At 75.8% G+C, this 15,043-nt stretch carries 14 protein-coding genes and 1 pseudogene; 11 read left to right on the top strand and 4 right to left on the bottom strand.

The window, feature by feature from the left end; translation table 11 throughout:
- Nucleotides 1-668 (top strand): annotated as a pseudogene (locus ACFY4B_RS42005) (RNA helicase); the annotation flags it as partial.
- A gap of 66 nt (nucleotides 669-734) precedes the next feature.
- Nucleotides 735-1,619, top strand: a complete 885-nt coding sequence (locus tag ACFY4B_RS42010) for a hypothetical protein (RefSeq protein ID WP_375877814.1) — start codon at nucleotides 735-737, stop codon at nucleotides 1,617-1,619.
- 119 nt (nucleotides 1,620-1,738) lie between these two features.
- On the opposite strand, the gene ACFY4B_RS42015 is transcribed toward ACFY4B_RS42010, so the two are convergent.
- On the bottom strand, nucleotides 1,739-3,109 hold the full coding sequence (locus ACFY4B_RS42015) for a DUF1015 family protein (protein WP_082345921.1): 1,371 nt from the start codon (nucleotides 3,107-3,109) through the stop codon (nucleotides 1,739-1,741).
- 92 nt (nucleotides 3,110-3,201) lie between these two features.
- Here ACFY4B_RS42015 and ACFY4B_RS42020 point away from each other — a divergent pair, with 92 nt between their 5' ends.
- Complete coding sequence (locus ACFY4B_RS42020) at nucleotides 3,202-3,915, top strand: tetratricopeptide repeat protein (protein ID WP_387976994.1); 714 nt, start codon at nucleotides 3,202-3,204, stop codon at nucleotides 3,913-3,915.
- A 143-nt stretch (nucleotides 3,916-4,058) separates the two neighbouring features.
- On the top strand, nucleotides 4,059-5,096 hold the full coding sequence (locus tag ACFY4B_RS42025; RefSeq protein ID WP_387976997.1) for an HAD-IIA family hydrolase: 1,038 nt from the start codon (nucleotides 4,059-4,061) through the stop codon (nucleotides 5,094-5,096).
- A 36-nt stretch (nucleotides 5,097-5,132) separates the two neighbouring features.
- On the opposite strand, the gene ACFY4B_RS42030 is transcribed toward ACFY4B_RS42025, so the two are convergent.
- Nucleotides 5,133-5,480, bottom strand: coding sequence for an SCP2 sterol-binding domain-containing protein (locus ACFY4B_RS42030; protein WP_387977000.1), 348 nt, complete (start codon nucleotides 5,478-5,480; stop codon nucleotides 5,133-5,135).
- A gap of 179 nt (nucleotides 5,481-5,659) precedes the next feature.
- Here ACFY4B_RS42030 and ACFY4B_RS42035 point away from each other — a divergent pair, with 179 nt between their 5' ends.
- From ACFY4B_RS42035 to ACFY4B_RS42050, 4 genes are all read left to right on the top strand, one after another.
- On the top strand, nucleotides 5,660-6,532 hold the full coding sequence (locus tag ACFY4B_RS42035) for a hypothetical protein (RefSeq protein ID WP_387977003.1): 873 nt from the start codon (nucleotides 5,660-5,662) through the stop codon (nucleotides 6,530-6,532).
- Nucleotides 6,516-6,758 (top strand): hypothetical protein, encoded by a 243-nt coding sequence (locus tag ACFY4B_RS42040; protein ID WP_074004682.1) that lies wholly within the window; start codon nucleotides 6,516-6,518, stop codon nucleotides 6,756-6,758. Before ACFY4B_RS42035 ends, ACFY4B_RS42040 begins: the two co-directional genes overlap by 17 nt.
- Nucleotides 6,759-6,794: 36 nt before the next feature.
- Nucleotides 6,795-7,601 carry a TlyA family RNA methyltransferase gene (locus ACFY4B_RS42045; RefSeq protein WP_074004683.1) on the top strand — a complete coding sequence of 269 codons (807 nt, stop codon included), beginning with the start codon at nucleotides 6,795-6,797 and terminating at the stop codon, nucleotides 7,599-7,601.
- 93 nt (nucleotides 7,602-7,694) lie between these two features.
- Nucleotides 7,695-8,600, top strand: a complete 906-nt coding sequence (locus ACFY4B_RS42050) for an NAD kinase (protein WP_049654720.1) — start codon at nucleotides 7,695-7,697, stop codon at nucleotides 8,598-8,600.
- A 134-nt stretch (nucleotides 8,601-8,734) separates the two neighbouring features.
- Here the strand turns inward: ACFY4B_RS42050 and ACFY4B_RS42055 are convergent, their stop codons facing one another.
- A complete protein-coding gene (locus ACFY4B_RS42055; RefSeq protein WP_387977006.1) occupies nucleotides 8,735-10,234 on the bottom strand; it encodes a PLP-dependent aminotransferase family protein in 1,500 nt (499 codons plus the stop codon).
- A gap of 131 nt (nucleotides 10,235-10,365) precedes the next feature.
- Between ACFY4B_RS42055 and ACFY4B_RS42060 the strand changes: the two genes are divergently transcribed.
- The 3 genes from ACFY4B_RS42060 to ACFY4B_RS42070 all read left to right on the top strand — a co-directional run bounded on the left by ACFY4B_RS42060 (nucleotide 10,366) and on the right by ACFY4B_RS42070 (nucleotide 14,230).
- Nucleotides 10,366-11,064 (top strand): hypothetical protein, encoded by a 699-nt coding sequence (locus tag ACFY4B_RS42060; protein ID WP_074004685.1) that lies wholly within the window; start codon nucleotides 10,366-10,368, stop codon nucleotides 11,062-11,064.
- Nucleotides 11,065-11,152: 88 nt separating this feature from the next.
- Nucleotides 11,153-12,886: a DNA repair protein RecN gene (recN, locus tag ACFY4B_RS42065; RefSeq protein ID WP_181970842.1), complete on the top strand. Its 1,734-nt coding sequence runs from the start codon at nucleotides 11,153-11,155 to the stop codon at nucleotides 12,884-12,886.
- Between the two features lie 165 nt (nucleotides 12,887-13,051).
- Nucleotides 13,052-14,230: a glycosyltransferase family 4 protein gene (locus ACFY4B_RS42070; RefSeq protein WP_387977009.1), complete on the top strand. Its 1,179-nt coding sequence runs from the start codon at nucleotides 13,052-13,054 to the stop codon at nucleotides 14,228-14,230.
- 182 nt (nucleotides 14,231-14,412) lie between these two features.
- Here the strand turns inward: ACFY4B_RS42070 and ACFY4B_RS42075 are convergent.
- The coding region (locus ACFY4B_RS42075) for a glycoside hydrolase family 15 protein (protein ID WP_387977012.1) at nucleotides 14,413-15,043 on the bottom strand (631 nt) is incomplete at its 5' end.

Genomic DNA, 15,043 nt, shown 5'->3' on the forward strand with positions numbered 1-15,043 from the left:
CCGGCGGTGGCTTCCGCCGCGATGACCGCCCCTCGGGTGGCTTCAACCGTGACGACCGCGGCGGCGACCGTGGCGGCTTCCGCCGCGACGACCGCCCCTCCGGCGGTTTCAACCGCGATGACCGTGGTGGCGACCGTGGCGGCTTCCGTCGTGACGACCGTCCCTCCGGTGGCGGTTTCAACCGCGACCGCGGCGACCGTCCGGCCGGCGGTGGCTTCCGCCGCGATGACCGCCCCTCGGGTGGCTTCAACCGTGACGACCGCGGCGGCGACCGTGGCGGCTTCCGCCGCGACGACCGCCCGTCCGGCGGCTTCAACCGCGATGACCGCGGCGGCGACCGCGGTGGTTTCCGCCGCGACGACCGCCCGAGCGGTTTCCGTCGTGACGACCGTGACGACCGTCCGCGTCGTGACGACCGTCCGTCGGGTGGCGGTTTCAACCGCGACCGTGGCGACCGTCCGGCCGGCGGTGGCTTCCGTCGTGACGACCGCCCCTCGGGTGGCTTCAACCGCGATGACCGCGGCGGCGACCGTGGTGGCTTCCGTCGCGATGACCGTGGTGGCGACCGCGGCGGCTTCCGCCGTGACGACCGCCCGTCGGGTGGCGGCTACCGCCGTGACCGGGACGAGCGCGGCGGCGACCGCCGGGAGTACGACGACCGCCGGGGCAACTACGAGCCCGTCAAGCGTCTGCCGATCCCGGAGGACGTCACCGGCTACGAGCTGGACGCGGACGTGCGCCAGGAGCTCAAGAGCCTGCCCAAGACCCTCGCGGACGACGTCGCCCGCAACCTGGTGATGGTGGCCCGCCTGCTCGACGGCGAGGCGGAGGAGGCCTACCAGTACTCGCGCATCGCGCTCCGTCTGGCCTCCCGCGTGGCGGCCGTCCGTGAGGCGGCCGGTTTCGCCTCGTACATGACGCAGCGCTACTCCGAGGCGCTGACCGAGTTCCGCGCCGCCCGCCGGATGACCGGCCGGGCGGACCTGTGGCCCGTGATGGCCGACTGCGAGCGCGGTCTGGGCCGTCCGGAGCGGGCGCTGGCGATGGCCGGCGAGCCCGAGGTGAAGCAGCTGGACAAGGCCGGCCAGGTCGAGATGCGCCTGGTGGCGGCCGGTGCCCGCGCCGACATGGAGCAGTTCGACGCCGCCGTGGTGACGCTGCAGAGCCCGGAGCTGGCCTCCAACTCCGTGCAGCCGTGGACCGCGCGTCTGCGGTACGCCTACGCCGAGGCCCTGATCGCGGCCGGCCGGGCCGACGAGGCCCGTGACTGGTTCGCCAAGGCCGCCGAGGCCGACACCGACGGCACCACCAACGCCTCGGAGCGGCTGGCCGAGATCGACGGCGTGGAGTTCACCGACACGCTCGACCCGGAGCTGGCCGAGGACGAGGCCGAGTCGACGGACGCCCCGGTGCAGAAGAAGCGCGGTGGCGGCGACCACTCCGAGGACCGCGTGATCTTCGAGGACGAGGAGGACGTCGAGGAGTTCTACGACGAGGACGACCTCGAGATCGACGACGACTTCGACGGCGTCGTCCCCGAGCGCGCCCAGCAGGCCGAGGCCGCCGAGGCCGAGGAGTCGAAGGCCGCCAAGGCCGACGCCGACGCCGACAAGAGCTGAGCAGCTCCCAGGCAAACGCCGTGAGGCCCTGCCGTTCCCCGGGAAACTCCGGGAACGGCAGGGCCTCACGGCGTTCCGGCCCGTGTCCGGGCCGGCCGAGGTCTCAGCCCCGCGCGGTGTCAGCCCAGCGCGAGGTTGCGCAGCACCAGCCCGGTGGCCGGCTTCGGCCCGAAGGAGGTGGACTTGCGCGGCATGGTGACGCCCTGCTCGGCCAGCCGTCGCACCACGGACTCCCGGACCGGGTGCAGCAGGACGGCGGTGCCGCCGGTGCGCGCGGCCTCCTGTTCGGCGGCCACGGCGGTGTGCAGGTAGCCGATGTCGTCCGGGCCGTCGGGGACGTGCCAGGTGCGGTCCAGCAGGGTGGCGTGCAGGACGGTGGCGTCCAGGTGGCGCCACTCCTCGGGCCGGCCGTGCGGCACGGTGGCGTCGAGCAGGGACTCCTCGGGTTCGCCGAGCAGCCAGTAGACGCCGTCGCCGCCGGTCAGGACGAAGCCGTTGCCGCCGTGCCGCTTCTGCTCGGCGAGGGCCTGGAGCGCGGCGGACAGCGGCCCGGGGACCTCCTTGACCTTCCACTGGTCGCCGAGCCGCTCCAGCGCCTCGGCCACCGGCAGCCGGTACAGCACGCGGTGGATGGCACGGACCCGCAGCGGGTAGCGGGCGGTGTCCACCAGGAGCACCATGCCGCGGTCCCAGGGGCTGCGCGGCAGGTGGCGGTGCTCGCGCTGGAGGCGGAGGTACATCTCCCAGCGGTGGTGGCCGTCGGCGATCAGCGCCCGGCAGGTGGCCAGGTCGCGGCTGATCTCGGCGATCTCGGCCGGGGCGGTGACCGCCCACAGGCGGTGGTGGGTGCCGTCGCTGGTGGCGGTGGAGAGCAGCGGCTCGCGTTCGACCGTCCGCTCGATCACGCCGGAGGCGCCGCCGCCGCCCCGGTAGGTGAGCAGCAGCGGTTCCAGGTTGGCCCGGGTGGTGCGCATCAGGCCGACCCGGTCGGCGACCGGCCGGGGCATCACGTCCTCGTGCGGGAGCACCACGCCGCCCTCCCGACCGCTCACCGCGAGGGCGCCGATCAGGCCGCGCTGGAGCAGCTCGGGGGAGTCGGCGGTGGCCGGGAGCCGCTGCTCGTAGACGTAGATCGCGGGCTCGGGGTCGGCGGCCAGGACGCCCTCGCGCTGCCAGGCGGCCAGCAGCCGGGCGGCGTGCCGGTAGCGGGTGTCGCGGTCGGGGCGGTCGCCGGCGTCCTCGGGCTCGGGCCTGGGCAGGATCAGCCGGACCACGTTGTGCGGGTCGGCGGTCTCCAGGTCGAGCCGGCGGCCCGGGTCCACGACGTCGTACGGCGGGGACGTCACGGCGGCCAGGGTGCCGACCCGGTCGGGGACGTAGCGCAGGCCGCGGAAGGGGGACAGGGACAGGCCGGCGGTGGCGACGTGCCCGGGATCGCCGGGGCCGCCCTCGGGAGTCTCGACTCCGTCTTCTGCACTGGGTGTGCTCATTCTGGGCATCGTAACCGGGTACGCGTTGTTGAGAGATCGGAATACCCGTGCCGATCTGTGGGGCGGGTGTGCGACCGAGGGCGAGGTACGGCATGGACGACGGGCAGGAACGGGTGGACGGCGGCGGCCCGGCCGAGTCGGGCGGGCCGGTCGGTGCCACCCGCGGGGACGCTCCGGCCGACGGCGTGCCGGGCCGCGTGCCGGGCGACGGTTCGACGGCCGGTGCGGTGCCGGTCGGTTCGGAGGGCGGCTCGGAGGCGGGTACGGAGACCGGCGGGGTGCCGGTCGGCGGGGTACCGCGGCAGAGCCGCTCCGGGGAGCCCACCGGGGACGTCTACGACTGGTTCCGCCGGGGCGCCCAGCTGCTGGCGCAGGGGCATCCGGCGGCCGCCGAGCAGCTGCTCGCCCGGGCGGTGGCGGCCGAGCCGCACTCGCGCAGCATCCGGGAGGCGCTGGCGCGGGCCCAGTTCGACGCGGGCTCGTACGCGGCGGCGCTGGCGAACTTCCGTGCCGTGGCGCTCGCCGATCCGGCGGACGACTACGCTCAGTTCGGATGGGGCGTCTCGGCGGCCCGGCTGGGCGACTTCGAGACCTCCGCCGAGCACCTGGCGCTGGCCGTGGCGATGCGGCCGGAGTCCGACCACTACCGGCAGGCGTTGCGGCAGACCAGGGCGACCCTGGCGGCCCGCGCCGGGGCGTACGGCCCGCTGCTGCCGGGAGCCCCCGGGTACGTGGAGCCCCCGGCGGGCGCCGAGGGCCCGGCCGGCGGAACGGCGGGCACCGCCGGTGCCGACGGCGGCGCCTGACCGGTGGGCGCCGCGACCCGGCCGGACGCGGTACGAGGCGCCGGGCCGGAGGCCGTACCGGACGCCCTGACACCCTGACGCACGAGGACGTGCGACACGGACGACGCAGTGAACGACGACGCAGTGAATGAGGTAGCGCAGCCATGACCGAGACGGCCACCCCCGTGCGACGGACCGCCCCCGGAGGCAGCGAGCGGCCGCTGACCGACGCGTACGACACCGCGCTGCTCGACCTGGACGGCGTGGTCTACGCCGGCGCGCACGCGATCGAGCACGCGGTGGACGCCCTGGACGCGGCCCGGACGGCCGGGATGCGGCTCGCGTACGTGACCAACAACGCCTCCCGCCCGCCGCGGGTGGTCGCCGAGCACCTGACCGAGCTGGGCGTCCCGGCCGAGCCGGCCGACGTGATCAACTCGGCCCAGGCCGCCGCCCGGCTGGTCGCCGAGAAGGTGCCGGCCGGCTCGAAGGTGCTGGTCGTGGGCGGTCTCGGGCTGGAGGAGGCGCTGGCCGAGCTGGGGCTGGTCGCGGTCCGCTCGCTGGCCGACGGGCCGCTCGCGGTGGTCCAGGGCTTCGACCCCTCGGTGGGGTGGACGGACCTCGCGGAGGCCGCGTACGCGGTGCAGAGCGGCCTGCCCTGGGTGGCGTCCAACCTGGACCTGACAGTGCCGAGGGCCCGCGGCATCGCGCCCGGCAACGGCACCCTGGTGGCGGCCGTGCGGGCGGCGACCGGGGTGGAGCCGGAGGTGGCGGGCAAGCCGCTGCCGCCGATGCACCGGGAGACCGTGCTGCGCACTGGCGCGGAGCGGCCGCTGGTGGTCGGGGACCGGCTGGACACCGACATCGAGGGCGCGTTCAACGGCGGGGTGGACAGCCTGCTGGTGTTCACCGGGGTGACCACCCCGGAGCTGCTGCTGGCGGCCCCGGTCGAGCACCGGCCGACCTACCTGGCGGCGGACCTGCGCGGACTGCTCGTCCCGCACCGGGCGGTGACGCCGGTGGACGGCGGCTTCGGGTGCGGCGGCTGGGTCGCGGGCGTCGAGGCCGGGGTGCTGCGGCTGTCCGGGGCCGGGGACCGCTGGGACGGCCTGCGGGCGCTGTGCGCGGCCGCGTGGACGGTGCTGGACGCGGGCGGCGCGCCGGTGGACGGCCGGAAGGCGCTGGCCGACCTGGGGTTCTGAGGACGGTCCGGCGGTCGGCGGGTACGGCGGCCGGGGTCAGAGCAGGGTGCGCAGCCGCAGCAGGTCGCGGAAGCCCGCCTCCAGCCTGACCCGGCCGCTCGCCCACGCGGAGCCGAAGTTGAGCCGCCCGCCGACCAGCGCGACCAGGTCGTCGCTGCTCATGGTGAGCCGGATCTCCGCCTTCCCGGCCGGGGCGCCGGGGGCCACCACCACGTCCTGGATCCGGCCGTCGCGCAGCCGCCCGGTGAAGGTCAGGTCGAGGTCGGTGATCCGGCAGCTGAGCGAGCGGTCGAGGGCCGCGGCCTTGCGGACGTCGCCGGTGGACTTCGTCATGTTCCGGCTGAGCTGCTCCAGCGCCTCCCGGCACTCCTCGGCGTTCGCCACGGGCCGGCTCCCTCCCCCGGTCGCTACGGTGCTGACTGCGGGCCACGGTACCTCAGGCGGGTTTTGGCGGTAGCGTCGTCGGTGGGGTGCCCGGAACGGCGCCCGGGTACTGAGGGCGACGGAGCGACGCCCAGAGGCGATTGGGAGGCACCCGGATGCTGCCGAGGACGGTTCGGGGAGTGGTGGAGACCGCCGCCGGCGTGGTCGAGGAGGTCGGCAAGCTGGTCGTCGGGACGGCGAGCTCGATCCTGGAGAAGGCCGGGGTCGACGTCGCCGGGGTCGAGCGCAGGCTGGGCGGCCAGTTCCCGCCGTCGGTGGAGACCCTGCAGACCCTCGCCGGGGAGGCGGTCACCGCCGGGCGGGCCGGGGTGGACCTGGCCGTCGGCGTGGCGCGCAACGAGGCGGAGAAGGTCTTCGAGAAGGTCGGCGACCAGGTGACCAAGGTCGGCGTGGTGCTGGCGTACCTGGAGACCAAGCTGCGCGAGGTCGAGGAGGAGGCCCCGGCGGCCGCGTCCGGGCCAGGGGCGTACGGGGCCGAGGAGCCGGTGCCGGCGCCGCGGGCCGGCGACCTCTTCGGGCGCGGGTGGGAGGCCGAGGAGGAGCGGTCGGCCGCCCGGACGGTGGGTGAGCCGATAGTCGCCGAGCGGGTGGAGGTGGACGAGCCGGTCGAGGTCGACCCGCCGGTCCCGCCCGTCCCGCGGGTGTCCGCGGTCGCCCCGGCCCCGCGGGAGGAGCCCGCGGCGGAGGAGAGCACCGCCGGGAAGAGCTCCGCCGGGAAGGCCGTCGCCGAGAAGAGCACGGCGAAGAAGGCCACCCCGGCGAAGAAGACGTCGGCCAAGACGACGCAGGCAGGGAAGGCCGCCGCGAAGCGGACGACGACCGTCAAGAAGTCCGCCACCCCCCGGCAGGCCGAGGCCGGAACCGAGCCCGGGACGCCCGCGAAGCGTGCGGCGACCAGGAAGACCACCGTCCGCAAGGCCACCAGCACGAAGAAGCCCGGCGACCCGAAGAAGCCCGACGACGCGAAGAAGCCCGATGCCCGAGACGAGTGAACCGCCCCGGTCCGTCCGGCACGCCGGGCCGCCGGCACCGCTCGACGCGGTGCTCCCCGCCGAGCCGCTCGGCGTCGAGCTGCTCCCCACCGGCCACCCCGGGGTGGACGCCGGACTGGCCCGGCTGGAGGCCCTGGACGGGGTCCCGGCCGAGGCACACGTCGCGGTGTACGAAGATGTTCACCAGCGGCTCGTCGACACACTGGCCGCGCTCGACCAGGAATGACCCGCAGGATCCGTAGGAGCTGAAACACCAGTGGCAGTGGCACGACGTCGACTCGACGCGGAATTGGTCCGCCGCAAGCTGGCCCGATCGCGTGAGCACGCGTCCGAGCTGATCGCCGCCGGGCGGGTGACGGTCGGCGGCGCCACCGCGACCAAGCCGGCCACCCAGGTGGAGACCTCGGCGGCGGTCGTGGTGGCGAAGGACGAGAACGACCCCGACTACGTCTCGCGCGGCGGCCACAAGCTCGCCGGCGCGTTCGCGGCCTTCGTGCCGCAGGGCCTGGTCGTCGAGGGCCGCCGGGCGCTGGACGCGGGCGCGTCCACCGGCGGGTTCACCGACGTGCTGCTGCGGGCCGGGGCCGCGCACGTGCTGGCGGTGGACGTCGGCTACGGGCAGCTCGCCTGGTCGCTGCAGAGCGACGAGCGGGTCACCGTGATGGACCGCACCAATGTGCGCGAGCTGACGCCGGAGCTGATCGGCGGCACCCGGGTCGACCTGGTGGTGGGCGACCTGTCGTTCATCTCGCTCGGCCTGGTGCTCCCGGCCCTCGCCTCCTGCGCGGCCGAGGACGCGGACCTGGTGCTGATGGTCAAGCCCCAGTTCGAGATCGGCAAGGAGCGGCTGGGCAGCGGCGGGGTGGTGCGCAGCCCGCAGCTGCGCGCCGAGATGGTGCGCCAGGTCGCGGGGCAGGCGTGGGAGCTCGGGCTGGGCGTGCGCGCGGTCACCGCGAGCCCCCTGCCGGGGCCGTCCGGCAACGTCGAGTACTTCCTCTGGCTGCGCCGTGACGCTCCGCGGCTGGACCCCGCGGACGCGGACCGGGCCGTGGCGGAGGGGCCCCGGTAGGGTGCCTTGCGAGCGTCCGGCCCGTCATGTCGTATGGCGCGGCCGCCCCGGGACCAAGGGCGACCCGGCAGGCGTTAGGGAGAGGGCAGCGGCATGAGCGATGAAGAACGTACGGTCTTCCTGATCGCGCACACCGGCCGGGAGACGGCGCTGCGCAGCGTCGAGGCCCTGGTGCACGGGCTGCTGAAGGTGGGGCTGCGGATCAGACTGCTGGAAGCCGAGGCGGTGGACCTGGACCTGCCGGAGGGCGTCGAGAAGGTCACCGAGGGCCCCGGGGCGGCGGACGGCTGCGAGCTGATCCTGGTGGCCGGCGGGGACGGGACGCTGCTGCGCGGGGCGGAGCTGGCGCGCTCCCACGGGCTGCCGATGCTCGGGATCAACCTGGGCCGGGTGGGCTTCCTCGCCGAGGCCGAGCGGGACGACCTGGCCGTGGTCGTCGAGCGGGTGGTCGACGCCGACTACGAGGTCGAGGAGCGGATGACGATCGACGTCATCGTCCGCACCAACGGCGACGTGGTGCACGAGGACTGGGCGCTGAACGAGGCCTCGATCGAGAAGGCGTCCCGGGAGCGGATGCTGGAGGTGGTGACCGAGGTGGACGGCCGTCCGGTCTCCAACTTCGGCTGCGACGGCGTGGTGTGCGCGACGCCGACCGGGTCCACCGCGTACGCGTTCTCCGGCGGCGGGCCGGTGGTGTGGCCGGAGGTGGAGGCGCTGCTGATGGTGCCGATCTCCGCGCACGCGCTGTTCGCCCGCCCGCTGGTGACCTCGCCGGAGTCGGTGCTGGCGGTCGAGGTGCAGCCCAAGACCCCGCACGGGGTGCTCTGGTGCGACGGGCGGCGTTCGGTCGAACTGCCCGCCGGGGCGCGGGTGGAGGTCCGCCGGGGCCGGACGCCGGTGCGGCTGGCCAGACTGCACCGGGCGCCGTTCACCGACCGGCTGGTGGCCAAGTTCGCGCTGCCGGTGACGGGTTGGCGCGGCCGGGCCGACCACCAGTAGCCGCGGCGGGCCGCGGCACGGCCGACCGCGGCCCGTACAGACGCGGTTCGTCCGACTGCGGCACGGCCGGCCGCGGCCCGCGCGAACGGGCCAAAGTTCCCGCGCGCCAAGGGACTTGCCCCGCCGCGCGGCCGTCAGACCGCCAGCGGCTGGGACTCGTCCGCCGGTTCGAGGCGTCCGCCGGCCGCCGCCTGGGCGGCCAGGTCGGCGAGGCGCTCGACGGCGGCGGGGACGGTCGCGGCGGGCACGGTGACCGGGAGGCGGATGTGGTGCTCGAAGGCGCCGTCCGAACCGAAGCGGTTGCCGGAGGCGATCCGGACCCCGCTGCGCTCCCCGGCCCGGGCCAGCGCCGCGCCGGACAGGCCGTCGGTGGAGACCCACAGTGAGAGCCCGCCCGACGGCATGGTGAAGCTCCACCCGGGCAGCCGTTCGGGCAGGGCGGCGGCGAAGGCCCGCGCGGTGGCCCGCAGCCGGGTCAGCTGGTGCTCCCGTACGTCGGGCAGCGGATCGCCCAGCAGCTCGGCGGCGATCAGCTGGTCCAGCACCGGGGTGCCGACGTCGCTGTAGACCCGTTCGGTGGCCAGCCGGCGTACCAGCGCGGGCGCGGCCCGGACCCAGCCGATCCGCAGGCCGCCCCAGAGCAGCTTGCCCGCCGAGCCGACGGTGACCACCTGGGCGGCGCGGTCCAGGGCCGCCGTCGGGCGCGGCAGCGGCGTGGACGGCGGTACGCCCCAGCCGAGTTCGGCGGTGGTCTCGTCGGCCAGCACGATGCTCCCGGCGGCCCTGGCGGCGGCCAGCAGTTCGCGGCGCTGCTCCTCGTCGATCAGCGCGCCGGTCGGGTTGTGGAAGTCCGGGATCACGTACGCGACCCGGGGGCCGGCCCCGCGCAGCACTCGCCGCCACTCGTCGAGGTCCCAGGTGGGCCGCGGCGTCCAGGTGTACGGCACCGGGACCAGGCGGGCGCCGGCCAGCCGCAGCGCCTGGAGGGTGTGGGCGTAGCTGGGCGCCTCGACGGCGACCCGGTCGCCGCGGCCGACCAGCGCCCGCTGGAGCAGGTGCAGGCCGCCCATCGCGCCGGTGGTGATCAGGATCTGGTCGGGGGTGGTGGGCAGTCCGCGCTCGGTGAAGCGGCGGGCGACGGCCTCGCGCAGCACCGGGACGCCGGTGGGGTAGTGGCCGTGCCCGGCGGCGTAGTACGGCAGCTGTTCGACGGCCCGGGCGGCGGCCTGGCCGACCCAGGGCTGGGGGGCGGGCGGGGCGGCGACGCCGAGGTCGAGGATGCGGCCCTGCTCGTCCGGCGGGACGGGGTGCAGGGCCTCGCCGGGCGGCGGCGCGCCCTCGGGCAGGGCGGTCCAGCTGCCCGCGCCGCGCCGGCTGCGCAGGTAGCCGTCGCCGCGCAGGGTCTCGTACGCGGTGGCGACGGTGGTGCGGCTCATCGCCAGTGCGGTGGCCAGCTCGCGTTCGGCGGGCAGCCGGGCGCCGACCGGCAGCTGGCCCTCGGTGACCAGCAGCCGGATCTGCCCGGCCAGGGTGCGGTAGGCGGGGCGGCGGGCGGCGGCCGGCTCGGGGAGCCGGGCGGTGGTGAGCAGCCGCGCGAGTGCGGGCGGCGTGACGGTGGTGTGCCAGTCGACCATGGCTGAAAAGTCCACTTGCTCGGGATTGGCCCTGGAGCGGGCAGCTTTGGACTGGCCATCATGGCAGGGCGGCCATGCCGGCCGCCACCACCGGGCGCCCCGGTGGTGCAGCACCACCGCAGGAGCAGGCCTTGGCCACCACGACCACACCAGGATCAGCCACCCCCACCAGACCCGGACCGGCCGCCGGGCGGACGCTCGCCGTCCGGGTGTTCGGCGACACCCACGCCCTCGGCCGCCGGATACCGCAGCTGTTCGTCGGCCTCGCCCTGTACGGCGTGAGCATGGCGCTGATGCTCCGCGCCGGCCTCGGCCTCGACCCCTGGGACGTCCTGCACCAGGGCCTGCAGCGCACCATCGGTCTCTCCGTCGGCACCTGGGTGACGATCTGCGGCGCCCTCGTCCTGCTGCTGTGGATCCCGCTGCGCCAGCGCCCGGGCCTGGGCACCGTCGCCAACGTGCTGGTGATCGGCGCGGCCATGGACCTCACCCTGCGGGTCGTCGACGGCCCCGGCGCCCTGCCCGCCAGGATCGCGCTGACGGCCGCGGCGATCGCCCTCAACGGCCTGGCCAGCGGCCTCTACATCGGCGCCCGGCTCGGCCCCGGCCCGCGCGACGGCCTGATGACCGGCCTGCACCGGCGCACCGGCCGCTCGCTGCGGCTGATCCGCACCGGCATCGAGGTGACGGTCCTCACCGCCGGGCTGCTGCTCGGCGGCACCGCCGGGGCCGGCACCGTCGCGTACGCGCTGGCCATCGGCCCGCTGGTGCAGCTCCTGCTGCCCTGGTGCACCGTCCCGGTGCCCGCCGAGGACGCCCGGAAGGGATGAACTTCCGGGCACGGAGTTGCCGCGCGCCGTTGTCGCTCGTCGCGCGCCGGGGGCGGAACCTCGTAAGGTCGTCTCCGTGTTGGACGAGATGCGGATACGGGATCTTGGGGTCATCGACGACGCGGTGGTCGAACTCGCCCCCGGCTTCACCGCCGTGACCGGTGAGACCGGCGCCGGGAAGACCATGGTCGTGACCAGCCTCGGCCTGCTGCTGGGGGGACGCGCCGACCCGGGCCTGGTGCGCAACGGCACCGGACGCGCCGTCGTGGAGGGCCGCCTGGAGCTGCCCCCCGGCTCCCCGGCGGCGGTCCGCGCGCTCGAGGCCGGGGCCGAACTGGACGACGGCGCGCTGCTGATCAGCCGGACCGTCTCCGCCGAGGGCCGCTCCCGGGCGCACGTCGGCGGCCGGTCCGTCCCGGTCGGGCTGCTCGCCGAACTCGGCGAGGACCTGATCGCCGTGCACGGCCAGACCGACCAGCAGCGCCTGCTGCGCCCGGCCCGCCAGCGCGGCGCGCTGGACCGGTACGCGGGCGCCTCGGTGGCCGGGCCGCTGGCCCGCTACCGGGAGACCTACCGCGTCCTGCGCGAGGTCTCCGCGACCCTGGAGGAGCTGACCACCCGGGCCCGCGAGCGCGCCCAGGAGGCCGACCTGCTGCGCTTCGGCCTGGACGAGATCGCCGCCGCCGAGCCGGTGGCCGGCGAGGACGCCGAGCTGGCCGCCGAGGCCGAGCGGCTCGGCCACGCCGACGCGCTGTCCTCCGCCGCGACCCTCGCCCACGCGGCGCTGGCCGGCGACCCGGTCGACCCGGAGGCGCTGGACGCGGGCACCCTGCTCGCCCAGTCCCGCCGGGCCCTGGACGCGGTGCGCCACCACGACGAGCGGCTGGCCGCCCTGGCCGACCGCCTCAACGAGGTCGGCTACCTGCTCGCCGACGTGGCCGGCGATCTGGCCGGCTACGCGGACGACCTGGACGCCGACCCGGTGCGCCTGGCCGCCGTCGAGGACCGCCGGGCCGTCCTGGCCCAGCTGCTGCGCAAGTACGGCGGCGAGGAGAACGCGCTCGCCGAGGTGATCGCCTGGGCCGAGGCCAGTGCGGTGCGGCTCGCCGAGCTCGACGGCGACGACGACCGGATCGACGAGCTCGGCGCCCGGGAGAGCGAGCTGCGGGCCGAGCTGGCCGAGCTGGCCGCCGAGGTGTCGCAGGCCCGGTACGCCGCGGCCGGGCGGTTCGCCGACGCGGTCTCCGCCGAACTCGCCGAACTGGCCATGCCGCACGCCCGGGTGACCTTCGCGATCGGCCAGGTCGACGACCTGGCCGGGATCGAGGTCGGCGGGCGCACCGTCGCGTACGGGCCGCACGGCGTGGACGAGGTCGAGGTGCTGCTCGCCCCGCACCCCGGCGCCCAGCCGCGCCCGATCGCCAAGGGCGCCTCCGGCGGTGAGCTGTCGCGCGTGATGCTCGCCGTCGAGGTGGTCTTCGCGGGCGCCGACCCCGTCCCCACCTACCTGTTCGATGAGGTGGACGCGGGCGTCGGCGGCAAGGCCGCGGTCGAGATCGGCCGCCGGCTGGCCAAGCTCGCCGAGTCCGCCCAGGTCGTGGTGGTCACCCACCTCCCGCAGGTCGCCGCGTTCGCCGACCGGCACCTGGTGGTGGAGAAGACCAACGACGGCACCGTGACCCGCAGCGGTGTCAAGGTGCTGAACGACGAGGAGCGGGTGCGCGAACTCTCCCGGATGCTGGCCGGCCTGGAGGACTCGGAACTGGGCCGCGCCCACGCCGAGGAACTGCTGGCCGCGGCCCGGGCCCCGCGCCGCCGCTAGCCGGGGCCGGCGGCCCCCCGGACGTCGGCGACGCGCCCCCGTGGCGCCGACTGTCCAAGAGGGCCGCCGACCTGGCATCGTGGCGGCTGGACACTGGCTTCCCAGCCCCGAGCGCCGCCGGGCGGGCAATCCTCGCGAAGCGGCGCGCGAACCTGATCGAGTCGGATGCGAGACGACGTGGACCATTCCGCCGCCCGGGCCACCGCGGCCGTCCCCGAACCGGGGCAGCTGCACGTGGTACTCGTCCTGGCCGCCAGCACCGGCGGCATCGGTGCGCACGTGCGCTCCCTGGCCCAGGGCCTGGTCGCACACGGGGTGAACGTCACGGTCTGCGCGCCGGCCGGCACGGACGCGCTGTTCGGCTTCTCCCGTACGGGCGCCAGGTTCCACACCGTCGACATCACCCCCACCGCGGGAGCCCGCAGCGACGCCACCGCGATCGGCGAGCTGCGCCGGGCCTTCACCGGCGCCGACGTGGTGCACGCCCACGGGCTGCGCGCCGGGCTGCTGTCCGACCTGGCGCTGCGCACCGCGGGCCGCTTCCCGGGCCTGCGCCCCGAGACCCCGCTGGTGGTCACCTCGCACCACGCCCTGCTGGCCACCGGCATGGAGCGCCGGCTGCAGCGGCTGATGGAGCGCCGGGTGGCGCGCGCCGCCGACCTGGTCCTCGGCGCCTCCTCCGACCTGGTCGCCCGGGCCCGCGAACTGGGCGCCACCGACGCCCGGCTGGGCCCGGTCGCGGCGCCGCCGATGCCCGAGGGCCTGCTCGGCCGCGCCGAGGCGCGCGCCGCGCTGCTCGGCGACGGCCCGGACCGTCCGCTGGTGCTGGCGGTCGGCCGGCTCGTCCCGCAGAAGGCCTTCAGGCTGCTGCTGGACGCCACCCGGGAGCTGTCCGCGCTGGACCCGGAGCCGCTCGTGCTGCTCGCCGGGGACGGCCCGGAGGCGGGCGCGCTGCGCGAGCGGGCGGCCGCGGAGAAGCTGCCGGTGCGGCTGCTCGGCTACCGGACGGACGTGCCCGACCTGCTGGCCGCCGCCGACGTGGTGGTGGTCCCCAGCCGCTGGGAGGCCCGCTCGCTGGTGGTGCAGGAGGCGATGCGGGCCGGCGTGCCGGTGGTCGCCACCGCCGTCGGCGGCATCCCCGAACTGGTCGGGGACGCCGCCGAGCTGGTGCCCCCCGGCGATCCGGCGGCGCTCGGCCGCGCGGTGCGCGCCCTGCTGGTCGACCCGGCCCGCCGCGAGCGGCAGGTGGCGGCCGGCCGGCAGCAGGCCGACACCTGGCCGGACGAGGCCGCCACCGTCGCCCAGGTGCTCAGCACCTACGACGAGCTGGTGCAGCGCGGCTAGGGCGTGTCTTCAAACTCCCGTCGTTCGCCCGGAGGGCGGGCGGGGCGGCGTTGGGGTGCGTGCATCGCAAGGCGGAGGAGGGAGCCACTGCGGAGCATTGGCGACCGACGACAACGCGGCGAGGTGCGTGCCCCGGCGTCGCCCCGCAGACGCGAGTTTGAAGACAGGCCCTAGGTCCGCTCCTAGACCGTGGCCCGCTCGGCCCGGTCGGTGGCCGGCCCGTCCGGCTGGGCGGACAGGTACGCCGCGCCGCAGGCGGTCAGCCGCAGGGCGGTGTCGATCAGCGGGACGTGGCTGAAGGCCTGGGGGAAGTTGCCGACCTGGCGCTTGAGGCGCGGGTCCCACTCCTCGGCGAGCAGGCCGACGTCGTTGCGCAGCGCGAGCAGCCGGTCGAACAGCTCGCGGGCCTCCTGGACCCGGCCGATCATGGCGAGGTCGTCGGCCAGCCAGAACGAGCAGGCCAGGAAGGCGCCCTCGTGGCCGGAGAGGCCGTCCACGTTGTTGCCGGACTCGTCGTGGGTCGGGTAGCGCAGCACGAAGCCGTCCTCGGTGGACAGTTCGCGCTGGATGGCCTCGATGGTGCCGATGACGCGCTTGTCGTCGGCGGGCAGGAAGCCGACCTGGGGGATCAGCAGCAGGGAGGCGTCCAGTTCCTTGCCGCCGTAGTACTGGGTGAAGGTGTTGCGCTCCGGGTCGTAGCCCTTCTCGCAGACGTCGGCGTGGATGGTGTCGCGCAGCGCGCGCCAGCGCTCCAGGTGGCCGCCGGTGGGCTCGTCCTCGGGGGTCTGCTCCAGGAGCTTGATGGTGCGGTCG

This window comes from Kitasatospora sp. NPDC001261, assembly GCF_042896795.1.
In the GTDB taxonomy this organism is placed as follows: domain Bacteria; phylum Actinomycetota; class Actinomycetes; order Streptomycetales; family Streptomycetaceae; genus Kitasatospora.

Excerpts from the sequence above, each read along its gene's own strand:
- ACFY4B_RS42015 (WP_082345921.1), bottom strand. The coding sequence starts at position 3,109 with ATGAGCACACCCAGTGCAGAAGACGGAGTCGAGACTCCCGAGGGCGGC.
- ACFY4B_RS42020 (WP_387976994.1), top strand. The coding sequence starts at position 3,202 with ATGGACGACGGGCAGGAACGGGTGGACGGCGGCGGCCCGGCCGAGTCG.
- ACFY4B_RS42025 (WP_387976997.1), top strand. The coding sequence starts at position 4,059 with ATGACCGAGACGGCCACCCCCGTGCGACGGACCGCCCCCGGAGGCAGC.
- ACFY4B_RS42040 (WP_074004682.1), top strand. The coding sequence starts at position 6,516 with ATGCCCGAGACGAGTGAACCGCCCCGGTCCGTCCGGCACGCCGGGCCG.
- ACFY4B_RS42050 (WP_049654720.1), top strand. The coding sequence starts at position 7,695 with ATGAGCGATGAAGAACGTACGGTCTTCCTGATCGCGCACACCGGCCGG.
- ACFY4B_RS42055 (WP_387977006.1), bottom strand. The coding sequence starts at position 10,234 with ATGGTCGACTGGCACACCACCGTCACGCCGCCCGCACTCGCGCGGCTG.
- recN (WP_181970842.1), top strand. The coding sequence starts at position 11,153 with ATGCGGATACGGGATCTTGGGGTCATCGACGACGCGGTGGTCGAACTC.
- ACFY4B_RS42070 (WP_387977009.1), top strand. The coding sequence starts at position 13,052 with ATGCGAGACGACGTGGACCATTCCGCCGCCCGGGCCACCGCGGCCGTC.